The sequence below is a fragment of the Salegentibacter salinarum genome, from assembly GCF_900168115.1.
GTDB lineage: Bacteria > Bacteroidota > Bacteroidia > Flavobacteriales > Flavobacteriaceae > Salegentibacter > Salegentibacter salinarum.
This window is the reverse complement of record NZ_FUZC01000001.1, coordinates 67,904-81,260: the sequence shown is the minus strand read 5'-3', so window position 1 is coordinate 81,260 and position 13,357 is coordinate 67,904. Positions and strand designations below refer to the sequence as shown.

Sequence of the window (13,357 nt, the reverse complement as noted above, 5' to 3'; positions counted from 1 at the left end):
GCCCTGCTGTTTATCAGGGCGGTTTTTTTATTTTTGTGCTATGGCAAAACAAGAAGACTTTTTTAAAAATGTAATATCCCATGCTAAAGAGTATGGGTATATTTTTGCGTCGAGTGAAATATACGACGGACTTAGTGCTGTTTACGATTACGGACAAAACGGGGCAGAATTAAAAAAAAATATTAAAGAATACTGGTGGAAAAGTATGGTGCAGCTACACCAGAACATCGTAGGTTTAGATGCCGCGATTTTAATGCACCCAACCACATGGAAAGCTTCGGGCCACGTAGATGCGTTTAACGATCCTTTAATTGATAATAAAGATTCTAAAAAGCGTTATCGAGCCGATGTTTTGGTGGAAGATTATGCCGAGAAAATCAATCAAAAAGCACAAAAGGAAATTGCCAAAGCAAAGAAACGCTTTGGGGATAAGTTTGATGAGGAAGAATTTGTAAGCACCAATCCGCGGGTAATTCGTTATAAAAAGGAAGAAAAAGAGATTCTTGAACGCCTTGCGAAATCACTTACCGATGAAAATTTAGCCGATGTAAAAGCGCTAATTGAAGAGTTGGAAATTGCCTGCCCTGAAACCGGATCCAGGAACTGGACTGATGTAAAACAGTTTAATTTAATGTTTGGAACCAAGCTGGGAGCTTCAGCGGATTCTGCTACAGATTTATATTTGCGTCCTGAAACTGCCCAGGGGATTTTTGTAAACTTCTCTAACGTGCAAAAGACCGGTAGAATGAAAATTCCTTTTGGAATTGCACAAATAGGAAAAGCTTTTAGAAACGAAATTGTAGCGAGACAGTTTATCTTCCGCCAAAGGGAATTTGAGCAGATGGAGATGCAATTTTTTGTGCGCCCCGGCGAAGAATTAAAATGGTTTGAGCGCTGGAAAGAAACCCGCCAGAAATGGCACGCTTCTTTAGGTTTAGGTGAAGAAAATTACCGTTTCCACGATCACGAAAAAATGGCGCATTATGCCAATGCCGCTACCGATATAGAATTTAATTTCCCTTTCGGATTTAAAGAATTGGAAGGGATTCACTCCAGAACAGATTTTGATCTTAAAGCACACGAAGAACATTCAGGGAAAAAACTTCGTTTTTACGATCCTGAAATGAAAGAAAATTACGTGCCTTACGTGATTGAAACTTCTATTGGTTTAGACCGAATGTTTTTAGCAGTTTTTTCAGCTTCATTAAAAGAAGAAGAACTGGAAGGCGGAACAACAAGGACGGTTTTGAAATTACCGGCAGTACTGGCGCCCACCAAAGCTGCAGTACTTCCATTAGTTAAAAAAGACGGCTTACCGGAACTTGCTCACGAAATTATAGAAGAATTAAAATGGGATTTTCGCGTTCAGTATGACGAAAAAGATGCGATTGGTCGTAGATATCGTCGCCAGGATGCAGCGGGAACACCTCTTTGTATTACCGTAGACCACGATTCGCTGGAAGATAAAAAAGTTACAGTGCGTTACCGTGATACTATGGACCAAAAACGCGTAGATATTACAGAGCTTAAGACACTTATTGAACAGGAGATAGATTTTAAGACCTGGATGAAGAAATAACTTTGAAGTGTTTATTTAAACTATTAAAAGGAGCGGTTAATCAACTTAATCGCTCCTTTTGTTTTAGATACGTATAGAATCATTATTTTTAGAAAGTAAAAGAAGAAGTCTCGTCACAATGAAGAAAATTTTATTCCTTTTAATTTTAATTTTTGGTTTTCATTCCATATTTCTGGGTCAGGATAGAGAAACTGCAGGCCCGGTTTATATAGACTCTGCCAAAGCAGTAACTTCTTCTGCAATGTCTAAAAGGAAACTAATTCCGCCGGCAAAAGAATTCAAGATTTACAATCCCCGGAATCGGGGAATCAACAAAATTGTTCCGGGAAAAGGTTTACCAAAAACCAGAGATGAAGCGCTTCAGCAAAAAATGGGTGAAATCCCTGTAAAGGCTCCCAATTTTACTTTTGAAGCTGCTTCTACACAAGCCACTCCTACAGATCCTACCGGGGCTGCGGGGCCAAACCATTATGTTAACGGATGGAATTCGGCTTTTTCAATTTTCGATAAATCGGGGAACAGAATTATGGAACCTGCATCTCTCGCCAGTATTGGAGGAGAATTTACCAACGAAACCCTGGGAGACCCCATTATTTTATACGATGAATTTGCTGACAGGTTTATAATTTCACAGTTTAGCGATACCCCCGAAAGTTTTTTAATCGCAGTCTCACAAGGTCCGGACCCAATGAATGACGGTTGGTACACTTATCGCTTTACTACAAACGGGGTTTTGCCAGATTACCCGAAGATTTCAGTTTGGGGAGACGGTTATTATATCACCACTAATAAAAACACCAGAACCGCCGCCACAAGCCAGGTGGTGTATGCCCTGGAAAGAGACCAAATGCTGGCCGGGGAAACTGCCCAAATTATGTCTTTTCCCTTGCCCGGCATTAGAACTAACGGGTTTTACAGTCCGGCCGGTTTTTCGGGAATTGGAAACGAAATACCTCCTCGGGGAAATTCGCCTATAGTCTTTCTACAAGACGATTCGTGGGCAGGGGTGAATGAAGATCATCTAAAGCTCTGGCTTATTAATGTAGACTGGAATAATCCTTTGGCTTCAACTATTTCAGAATCACAAGAATTAGGAGCTGCAGAGGGAGTTTCGCCTTTTATAGCCACATTTGACGGAGGCTCTTTTTCGAATCTTTCACAACCCGGCGAAGATACTCCCGAAATGGACGTATTACAGGCTACAATGATGTATATGACAACTTATAGACGGTTTCAAAATTATAATGCTGTGGTTATGAATTTTGTGGTAGATGTAGATCCCAGTGCGGCCGAGCACGCCGGAATACGTTGGTATGAATTACGCCAGCAAACCGATGGCGGTCCCTGGAGTGTTTACCAGGAAGGAACTTACGCCCCTGATAATAGCGACCGATTTAGCGGAAGTATAGGCCTTGATGCGGAAGGGAATATTGCTCTGGGTTACACGGTTTTAAATGATAATCCGCAAAATCCGGTTTTTCCCTCGCTGCGATATACGGGGAGATACCTTAATGATGAACCGGGGATTATGACTATTGAAGAGCAAAATATTATTGAAGGCGAAAGTCCAAATCCCAATTCCCGATACGGGGATTATGCGCATTTAAGTGTAGACGCGGCAGACGGGCTCACCTTTTGGCATAATGGCGAGTATTTTGTAGGCCAGGAAAGGAAAAATCACGTGGGTGTTTTTAAAATCGCACCAGATTTTGATAACGATCTTGGTGTAGTTTCTTTGGTTAGTCCACAAGATGCCAGTTTAGGTACAAATGAAGAAATAACCGTGAAAATCAGGAATTATGGCCGAAACGGACATGCTAATTTTGATGTTAGTTATAGCATAAATGGTGGTCCCGAAGTGACTGAAACTTTTGAAGAAAGTCTTGCTGCAACAAGTTCTGCAGAATTCACTTTTTCTGAAACCGCCGATCTTTCTGAAGTTGGAGAAACCTACGATTTTCTTTTCAGTACAAATTTGGAAGGAGATGAAAATATAGAAAATGATACATTGATTGCTTCAGTTAGACATTTACCACCAAACGATGTTGGGGTAACTTCAATTGATGCTCCGCAAACCGGTGAGAGTTTAGGGAATTCAGAAGAAATAACCGTTAGTATAGAAAACTTTGGGGGCGAACCTCAAGAAGATATACCGGTTTTTTACCAGGTTGGGAATAACACCCCGGTAAGGGAAGTTTTTAACGGTACGCTGGAAGTTGGAGGTCTTGAAGTTTATACATTTAATCAAACTGCAGATATTTCACCTTCCGGAAGTTATAGAATTACCGCAGGTACTCGGTTGGAAAATGATTTTGATGCCAGTAATGATACCAGCGTTAGATCTGTAGCTAATTTAGATTGTATTCCCGAAGGCTCTGATTGTAGTTTTGGAGACGGGATTTCGTTTTTTGAATTAGAAGATGTTCTTAACGAGCGTATTCCCTGCGGAAATGGATATGCCGATTTTATTGGGCTTTCGGCTACTTTAGATCGTTCCCAGGGGGAATTTACCGTTTCGGTGCAATCCTTGTTTGGAGACTTAACTGATGCAAATGCGGAGCAGTTTTCCCTTTGGATAGATTTTAATGATGATGCTGTATTTGGTGACGAGGAACGTCTCATAACTTCAGAAGTTATACCTACCTCTGGCGAATGGCACTCCTACAATTTTAGTATTTCCGAAGATGCGCCTTTGGGTCAGCATTTATTAAGAATTAGAGCAGGAGATGTAGATTTTGACGGGGATCTAAATAATCCCTGTGAGGTTATGGCTTATGGTACTACGCATGATTACTCGGTAAATATTACCGATTCTGCTTTAGATATTGAAGATTTTATTTTGAACGAAGCCGAATTGGTGGTGGTTTCAGAAGAAAATAAGCAGTTTAGAGTAATTATGGAAACAGATTATGAAGAAACTTTAAGAATTACGGTCCATAATATTCTAGGTCAAAAAATGTTAGAAAATCAGGTAGAAAATAACGGTACAGGCTATGTTTATGAGCTTGATATGTCTTACGCCGCTCGAGGGGTTTATTTGGTAAGAATGGGAACGCGGGAAGTAGGAAAAGTAAAACGTTTTATAGTAGAATAGGCTTTCTTAATTCAAAATTTTAAAGGTGTATACTCAAGAATTTACACACAGGCTTGATGAACTTACAAAAAAGTTTAGAAAGACATTTGGCGAGCTCAGTGAACGTGAAATTCACTGGAAACCCGATGTCGAAACCTGGAGTGTTGCTCAAAATTTAAAGCATCTGATTTTAATTAATGAGTCGTATTTCCCGATGATTGATAGGTTGAGGAATAAAGATCATAGAAAACCATTTACGGCGAATCTTGGTTTTTTGGTAAATTTCTTCGGAAAAGTAATCTTAAAATCGGTACAACCTGAAACCTCTAAAAAAACTAAAACTTTCTCGATCTGGAAACCTTCTGAAGATAATGCCTCAGAAGATATTCTGGAAAAATTTATTGAACATCAGGAAAAATTAAAAAAGAAAATTTTAGAGTCTGAAGATTTACTGAAATAAAATGCGGTTATTTCTTCGCCTGCAAACCCTAAAATTGTGTATAAACTTGATGCTGGCATTAAAATTATTCTTGCTCACGAAGAACGACATTTTCTGCAGGCTAAAAAGCTATTGGAAATTCAACAATCCAACTTGTAAATCTTGCATTTAGCCTTATTTTTGAGGAAAATTGACTTAAATGAAGATTATTTCCTATAATGTAAACGGAATTAGAGCTGCCGTTAGAAAAGGCTTTTTAGATTGGGTGCAACAGGCAAATCCAGATGTGGTTTGTCTTCAGGAAATAAAAGCGACTCCTGATCAATTAAATCTCGATGATTTTAAAGAAGCCGGTTATCCTTATCATTACTGGTATCCCGCGCAAAAGAAAGGTTACAGCGGGGTTGCTATTTTAAGTAAACACAAACCTTTGCATATAGAATATGGCACTGGAATAGATTATATGGACTTTGAAGGCCGAACTATCCGTGCCGATTTTGAAGATTTTTCCATTGTAAGTTTGTATTTGCCTTCCGGGACTAATATTGCCCGGCTGGAACACAAACTACAGTTTATGGACGATTTTCAGAAATATGTAGATGAAGTAAAAAAGGATTTTCCGAATTTAATAATTTGTGGAGATTATAATATTTGCCACGAAGCCATAGATATTCACGATCCTGTTAGACTAAAAAATGTTTCCGGATTTTTGCCGGTAGAGCGAGAGTGGATTGATAATTTTATGAAAAGCGGTTTTATAGATTCCTTCAGGCATTTTAATGAGGAAGGTGATAATTATTCGTGGTGGAGTTATCGCGCCAATGCCCGCGCCAACAACAAGGGTTGGCGTATAGATTATAATTTGGTGGCCGAGCCTTTACAAGAAAAACTAAAAAGAGCCGTTATATTACCCGAAGCCAAGCACAGCGATCACTGTCCTGTTCTGGTGGAATTGGAATCAGATTTTTAGAAAGAATGTCATTACGAACGGAGTGAAGTAATCTCTAACCAATTTGCAGATTGCTTCTACCGATAATTTATTGGGCTCGGATGACGGTAAATTAGAAGATATTAAAAATTATAAAAATGAAAAAAATACTTGTTTTAGCATTCACAGCGGTTTTTATGCTGACTTCCTGTGTATCCTCTAAAAAATATCAGGAACTCGTAGGCAGGCACGCCGATTTAAAACGTGAAAACCGAAATACACAATCTGAACTCGAAAAATATCAAAATTTAGATGAAGAATTTTCAGCATTAAAAAAAGATTATGCTGAAGCTACGGCTGAAAGGGATCGTTTAAAAGATGAGCTTGAAAGTGCACGAAAAAATTATGCGACCCTTAAAAATTCTTACGATGCTTTAGAGGAAAATAGTTCGGCTGCGATTGCAGAAAATTCCCGGCAAAACCGTCAGCTTCTGGCTGAACTTGAGGAGAAAGAGCAAGCACTGGTTGCAGAGCAAACGCGTCTCGATAAATTGCAACGTGATCTAGATGCTCGTTCCAGAAGGGTAAATGAGCTGGAAGAATTAATCGCTGCCAAAGATGCCAAAATGAACGCTTTAAAAGACGCCATTTCAAAGGCTTTAACCAATTTTGAAGGCAAAGGGTTAACCGTAGAGCAACGTGATGGGAAAGTATACGTTTCAATGGAAAACAAGTTGCTATTTAGCTCAGGAAGCTGGGCTGTTAATAATGAAGGAAGACAAGCCGTGCAGCAATTAGGTCAGGTACTGGCAGAGAATCCCGATATCGCGGTTTTAATTGAAGGCCATACCGATAATGTGCCTTACGGTGGAAGCGGCCCGTTAAACGATAACTGGGATCTTTCTACCAAGCGAGCGACTTCTATAGTTCAGATTTTAAAGGAAAACAATAATATAGATCCGCAGAATTTAACCGCAGCGGGCCGAGGGGAATATGCGCCTATAGCTACTAACGAAACCGCTGAAGGGAAAGCAAAAAATCGAAGAATTGAAGTGATTTTAACACCAAAATTAGATGAGGTTACTAAATTGCTGAATGAAGAATAAATTGAATTTCTGAAGAACAATTGATGAAATATACCACACTCCCGAACACGGATATAAAAGTTAGTAAAATTTGCCTGGGCACCATGACCTGGGGCGAACAGAACACTGAAGCTGAAGGTCACGAACAAATTGAATTCGCACTTGAAAATGGAGTGAATTTTCTGGATACTGCCGAAATGTATTCCATACCCGGAAAAGCCGAAACTCAGGGAAGTACCGAAAAAATTATTGGTTCCTGGTTTAAAAAATCGGGAAAAAGGGAAGATGTGGTACTTACTTCTAAAGTGGTTGGTCCCGGGAATTCTATGGAACATATTCGGGATAATCTTGGGTTTTCAAAAGCAGCGATAACCGATGCTCTGCATAAAAGCCTGAAAAGATTACAAACCGATTATATAGATCTTTATCAGCTGCACTGGCCGGAACGCTACACTAATTTTTTCGGAAAATTAGGCTATGAGCATGATGAAAATGATCAATGGGAAGATAATTTTAAAGAAGTACTGGAAACCTTAGATGGCTTTGTAAAGGAAGGAAAAATAAGGGAGGTTGGTTTATCTAATGAAACGCCTTACGGACTTTCGCGTTTTCTTGAAGAAAGCAGAAAGCATAATTTACCCAAAATGATTACGGTACAAAACCCGTATAATTTACTTAACCGAAAAGATGAAATAGGACTAACTGAAATTCTTCATCGTGAAAATGTAGGTTTATTTCCATATTCCCCATTAGGAATGGGAACTTTAAGCGGGAAACATTTAGATGGAATTCAGGGAAATTCCAGATTAGGTTTATTTCCGCAGTATAAGAGATATTCTAATGATCAGGCGGTAAAGGCCACCAAAGCTTATGCTGAAATTGCTAAAAAGCATCATTTGAATTTTGCGCAAATGTCGCTGGCTTTTATAAATACCAGGCCATTTGTAACCAGTAATATTATTGGTGCAACGTCTATAAAACAGTTAAAAGAAAATATTGGAAGTATAGATTTAGAACTTTCTCAAGAAGTTTTGGAAGAGATCAATAAAATTCACGAAACCTATCCCAATCCAGCGCCTTAATTTAATAAAATTAGATCCTGATATAAAATCAGGATGACGTCAATTAAATAGGACTCACTAAACTTTGGTGAATAAAGGAAGCTCTATTTGCTGAGGTTCTAATATGAAACCATTCATTTGTTTTTCCTAAAAACTGGAGCGTGTCCTGGGCTTTTAAGGTGCTTAAAATCTTGGAATTTGAAGTTGTGGGTTTATTCCTAAGATTAGCCGTTCTGCTTTTAATAATTAATTTTTTCGGAATACTGTCCAGTATCTCTGGATCAGCTTGCAAGGGATTGATTTGATATACAAAAGGCAATGGATTTATAGCGCCTCGATAACCTTTGTAAATTCCAAAATGAAGGTGTGGCGGCGTGGTCCTGGCATTCCCGGTATTGCCAACAAAACCTAAGGTGTCTCCCCTTTTTACATTTCCTGAAACATTTGCAATACTATCTAAATGGGCATAATAAAGAGATTGGTTGCGTTTGCGATCCCTTAACCAAACCTGTTTACCACCCAATCCTTTTTCACCGGTATAACCTATACTCCCGTCAGTTGCGGCGACTACTGGCGTACCTCTTTTGTCGAAAATATCAATGCCTTCGTGGCTCCTGGATCCACCATCGCGATTATCTCCCCAATAGCTTTGGACATTGGCATTAAGCCCGGCGCTTACGGGAAATAAATACGCAGGATTTTTCTCCATTTTAAATTTGAAAGGAGTATGTGCTTCAATTTCCGGCTGGATTACCACTTTGTAAGTCGCGGTTTTTTCAGCTTCAAAATTTAATTTTTTCTTCTGAAAATCGTTTGATTCTACTTTTTCAAATTTAGTGATGGAATCAGCGGTTTTTTCAAAAAGTTCAATAAAAACCAATTGCTTTGTAGAATCGGTTTCTACCTCTAAATTCAAAACTTCGCCGGGTTGGAGCTCGATTTCATAAGAATAGACTGAAAAACTTTTCGGATAGAATTTACCGGATTCAGCATACGGCAAACTGACTTCCACACTATCCTGAAATGCCGTTTCTGCTGAATTTTCCCAAATCTGGAATAATTCATCTGAAACATTAAAATCACGTTTATACTGTTCTTTTGCGGTTGGATTAGTAATAAAATCGGATGCTTTATTGATTTGCGAACATCCCGCAACAATTAAAATTAAGAATATACCTAAAATTTTTATCTGCTTCATAATCTATCGTTTCCGGGTATTGTTAAGCAGTAATTGTGCCAGATTGATAGGATATTTTCCTCACTCTTTTAGCTTTGCAATTTTAGAAATACTGCAGAATCTACCCAAACAAATGGCTTACCACATCTTCAATTTTTGCAACTTTTATAATAGTAATGCTGAAGTTTGATTTTGGGATTTTGCTTTGTTTAGAAACTAGGATGGAGGCGAAACCGAGTTTTTCGGCTTCAATAATGCGCTGTTCTACCCGGGTGACGGGCCTGATTTCTCCTGCAAGCCCAACTTCAGCTGCAAAACAAATATCTTTTGGAATAGAAATATCTTCATTCGAAGATAAAATAGCAGCAATCACGGCAAGGTCTATTGCGGGATCATCTACGGTAATTCCGCCGGTAATATTGAGGAAAACATCCTTTGCGCCAAGTCTGAAACCGGCCCGTTTTTCTAAAACGGCCAGTAACATATTCAATCTTTTTACATTATAACCGGTAGCTGAACGTTGCGGAGTTCCATAAACAGCAGTGCTAACCAATGCCTGAATTTCTATCATAAGCGGCCGCATTCCTTCCAGCGTGGCGGAAATTGCAGTTCCGCTGAGGTCTTCATCATTTTTGGAAATGAGGATTTCAGATGGATTACTTACTTCCCGAAGTCCGCTGCCCTGCATTTCATAAATGCCGAGTTCGTGGGTTGAACCGAAACGATTTTTATGGGCGCGTAAAATTCGATATACGTGATTTCTATCGCCTTCAAATTGCAAAACGGTATCTACCATATGCTCCAGTACTTTTGGTCCTGCAATGCTGCCTTCTTTGGTAATATGACCGATTAAAATAACAGGTGTGTTAGTTTCTTTGGCGAATTTTATAAGTTCTGCGGTGCACTCCCTGATTTGGGAAATACTTCCAGGAGCACTTTCAATATAGTCACTGTGCAGGGTTTGAATGGAATCTATAATAATTACTTCAGGCTCGATGGCTTCAATTTGCCTGAAGATATTTTGGGTTTTTGTTTCGGTAAGAATATAACAATTTGCAGCAACGGGATTGATACGCTCTGCACGCATTTTAATTTGCTGCTGACTTTCTTCCCCGGAAACATATAAAACCTTATAATTTAACTGAAGCGAAATTTGAAGAAGAAGCGTGCTTTTTCCTATGCCCGGTTCACCGCCCAGCAGGGTGAGCGATCCCGGAACAAGTCCGCCACCTAAAACCCGATCCAGCTCATTATTGCCGGTTTTCCATCGGTTTTGAGGGCTGTTTTCAATTTCAGCTATTTTTAATGGTTTGGCAGTGCGTTTTGCTTCCCGTTCACTCGGCGATTTCCAGTCTTTTGCATCGGGTTTTTCTACAATTTCTTCAGCAATAGTATTCCATTCGCCACAAGAGCTGCACTTGCCCTGCCATTTGGCATATTGGCTACCACAGTTCTGGCAGTAAAAAGTTGATTTAACTTTGGCCATTTAGCTTTAATTTTTCCCGCTAATAACCGAAATCTTTTTTAATTGCATCAGCTTTTGCAAGCATAAAATCGGTATCTAGAAATGCTATTTTTTCCTGTCCGTAAGCGTTTTGATAGGTGCGCATCGCTTTCTTGGGATTTCCGGTTTCTTCCTCGTAGCGGGCTTCAAAAAAAGTTCCCAGCATAGTACCCGGATAATTATCGTAAGCCAATTTGCTTAATTCCTTATAATCATCCCATCTTCGGGTTTTTTCTATCGCGTTATGAACAGCCATAAAATCTTCTAATCTTATTTTCTTCTGAATATTGAAAAGCTCATTGATACTGGCATATTTATCGGTTAGAAATTCAACTGAAGATACCGATGTTTGCAATAGAAGTTCGTTATAATCTTTTTGACTAATAGGCCGGTAAACGCTAAACATACTTTCTAATGCAGAAGGTATTGCTTTTCCAACAAGGGAATAATGCGTGGCATTTTCAAAATTATCAAACTTATAAGTCACCAAATCGTTTTCTATAGCTGCAAGTTGTGAGTTTAGATCTTCAATTCCCTTTTTTAACTGTGGAATATCAGAAGTTCCCGTAGCCAGATAAATCCATTTTTTAGTTTCAGATTTGGCTAAATTACTGCTGATGCGATCTGCCATTGGTGGTGCTAGATCTGGGCTAAGATTAATATAGCCGTCAAAAATAGGATCGGGTTTTAATAAATAATAATTAATAAAATTCGCGGTATAATCGTGGCCCGCAATTACCCTAAAATCAGCAGTTCGATATTTAGTATCTAAATGCTGCATAAGTTCCATTCCCAGGAATTCAAAAAAGGCTGCGCCTTTATCTGCCGGAAGAAAATTTCTCTCGTCGTAATAAGCATCGTCCATACGGGTTTTGCTTTGGTTGACACCAACTACAATCATTTCGGGTGCATCTTCCCAATAGGAAGCATAATCTACGTTACCCGCCATAGGCTCAAACAGGTAGTCACCATCTAACACAAGAATTACAGGATATGTTTTTTCGGTATTTTCCTCGTAGTTTCGTGGGAGTTGAATCTTGATTTCTCTTTTTTCACCGAGCTTTTCGGAAGAAATCGTTTCGTAAAGAGTTTGTGCTGAGCTCAGTAGCGGTGCCACTAGCAGCACAAAAATTAGTAATTTTTTTACCATAGGTGTTAGGCTTTGTTTAACCTACACAATATATATATTATTTCTGACGGTTGAAAATGGGAAGAAATATAAAAGATAATCCGCCTAAAATGAGCACCATTACAGTTTGAGTTCCCCATGTGAGCCATCCAAATGCTTCACCGCTTTGTTTTGAAATCCCAAAAAGCATCAAAATTGCGCCAATTGCTACAGGATAAACTCCAATTCCGCCATTTGTGGCAGAAATGGCAAAAGAACCTACTACAAAAGCAGCCATGATTATTGAAAACTCAGTATTTTCTAATCCTGGTATTGAAAATACAATAACATAAAACATTAAAATATACATCAACCAAATGAAAAGGGTATGAAAGATGAAAGCCCATTTTTGTTTCATTTTTAGAATACTGCGCATTCCTTCTAAAAGGCCCTGGGCCATTTTTTTTATACGTACCAGGAAAGAAAGTTGAGATCTCTTGATAATCTGAAGTCCTAAAACCCCTAATAATATCAGCACTAAAAGAATTCCCACGCTAAATAATGGATTAATTTCATTGGCTTTAAAATAAGCGAGAAGGTGTTCGGTTTGAAGAAATAAAGTAATGGCTGTTATACTAAGCATCACAATAACATCGGCTATTCTTTCAGAAATAATGGTTCCGAAAGCTTTTTCAAAAGGGATTTCCTCATAAGTAGAAAGACTGGCAGCTCTAAGTACCTCGCCAGATCGTGGAATTCCGAAGTTAGCTAGGTAGCCAGCCATCACCGCCATGAAACTATTGGCCAATTTGGGTTTGTAACCCAGGGGCTCCAGCATAAATTTCCAGCGGTATGCACGGGAAAGGTGAGAAAGACCTCCGAAAAACATAGAAAGTAGCAAAAACCACGGATTAGCCGTTGAAATATTTTGCCATAATTCCTTTCGTTCCTGGGGAGTAGCACTTTTAAGAGAATACCAGATTAAAAAAACTCCCAATAATAATGGGAGTACGATTTTAAGTATTTTAATTATCTTTTTTTTCAACTGATTAACTCAAGAGATTGGTTTGTTCGTTAGGGAAAACCAGGGAAGGTTTAAAAGCTTTTGCTTCTTCAAAATCCATAATTGCGTATGCGATAAGAATTAAAATATCGCCTTTAGCAACTTTTCTTGCTGCAGCACCATTTAAGGTAATCTCACCAGAATTTCTTGGTCCCGGAATTACGTAAGTTTCTAAACGCTCACCATTGTTGTTGTTTACAATTTGAATTTTTTCGCCTTCAATAATATTCGCAGCTTCCATAAGATCTTCATCTATGGTAATGCTTCCAATATAATTTAGATCGGCGCCAGTAACTTTTACTCTATGAATTTTTGATTTTACTACGTGAACTTGCATAGA

11 protein-coding genes are annotated in these 13,357 nt (G+C 38.8%); 6 read left to right on the top strand and 5 right to left on the bottom strand.

Annotation, left to right across the window (positions count from 1 at the left end):
* The first annotated feature begins 40 nt into the window (after positions 1-40).
* From B5X53_RS00415 to B5X53_RS00390, 6 genes are all read left to right on the top strand, one after another.
* Complete coding sequence (locus tag B5X53_RS00415; RefSeq protein ID WP_079711254.1) at positions 41-1,579, top strand: glycine--tRNA ligase; 1,539 nt, start codon at positions 41-43, stop codon at positions 1,577-1,579.
* A 118-nt stretch (positions 1,580-1,697) separates the two neighbouring features.
* Positions 1,698-4,673 (top strand): GEVED domain-containing protein, encoded by a 2,976-nt coding sequence (locus tag B5X53_RS00410; RefSeq protein ID WP_079711253.1) that lies wholly within the window; start codon positions 1,698-1,700, stop codon positions 4,671-4,673.
* 25 nt (positions 4,674-4,698) lie between these two features.
* Positions 4,699-5,112 carry a DinB family protein gene (locus B5X53_RS00405; RefSeq protein ID WP_157822067.1) on the top strand — a complete coding sequence of 138 codons (414 nt, stop codon included), beginning with the start codon at positions 4,699-4,701 and terminating at the stop codon, positions 5,110-5,112.
* A 178-nt stretch (positions 5,113-5,290) separates the two neighbouring features.
* Positions 5,291-6,061 (top strand): exodeoxyribonuclease III, encoded by a 771-nt coding sequence (locus B5X53_RS00400; protein ID WP_079711252.1) that lies wholly within the window; start codon positions 5,291-5,293, stop codon positions 6,059-6,061.
* A 116-nt stretch (positions 6,062-6,177) separates the two neighbouring features.
* On the top strand, positions 6,178-7,125 hold the full coding sequence (locus B5X53_RS00395) for an OmpA family protein (RefSeq protein ID WP_079711251.1): 948 nt from the start codon (positions 6,178-6,180) through the stop codon (positions 7,123-7,125).
* A 23-nt stretch (positions 7,126-7,148) separates the two neighbouring features.
* The gene (locus B5X53_RS00390; RefSeq protein ID WP_079711250.1) at positions 7,149-8,186 is read left to right on the top strand and encodes an NADP(H)-dependent aldo-keto reductase; all 1,038 of its coding nucleotides are present in this window, start codon (positions 7,149-7,151) and stop codon (positions 8,184-8,186) included.
* Positions 8,187-8,229: 43 nt separating this feature from the next.
* Here B5X53_RS00390 and B5X53_RS00385 read toward each other — a convergent pair whose 3' ends face one another.
* The 5 genes from B5X53_RS00385 to panD all read right to left on the bottom strand — a co-directional run bounded on the left by B5X53_RS00385 (position 8,230) and on the right by panD (position 13,354).
* Positions 8,230-9,363 (bottom strand): M23 family metallopeptidase, encoded by a 1,134-nt coding sequence (locus tag B5X53_RS00385; RefSeq protein ID WP_079711249.1) that lies wholly within the window; start codon positions 9,361-9,363, stop codon positions 8,230-8,232.
* Positions 9,364-9,463: 100 nt separating this feature from the next.
* Positions 9,464-10,828 (bottom strand): DNA repair protein RadA, encoded by a 1,365-nt coding sequence (gene radA, locus B5X53_RS00380; RefSeq protein WP_079711248.1) that lies wholly within the window; start codon positions 10,826-10,828, stop codon positions 9,464-9,466.
* Between the two features lie 19 nt (positions 10,829-10,847).
* Positions 10,848-11,996: an alpha/beta hydrolase gene (locus tag B5X53_RS00375; protein ID WP_079711247.1), complete on the bottom strand. Its 1,149-nt coding sequence runs from the start codon at positions 11,994-11,996 to the stop codon at positions 10,848-10,850.
* Positions 11,997-12,033: 37 nt separating this feature from the next.
* Positions 12,034-12,999 (bottom strand): lysylphosphatidylglycerol synthase transmembrane domain-containing protein, encoded by a 966-nt coding sequence (locus B5X53_RS00370; RefSeq protein ID WP_079711246.1) that lies wholly within the window; start codon positions 12,997-12,999, stop codon positions 12,034-12,036.
* Positions 13,000-13,003: 4 nt separating this feature from the next.
* The gene (gene panD / locus B5X53_RS00365; protein ID WP_079711245.1) at positions 13,004-13,354 is read right to left on the bottom strand and encodes an aspartate 1-decarboxylase; all 351 of its coding nucleotides are present in this window, start codon (positions 13,352-13,354) and stop codon (positions 13,004-13,006) included.
* Positions 13,355-13,357: the final 3 nt, after the last annotated feature.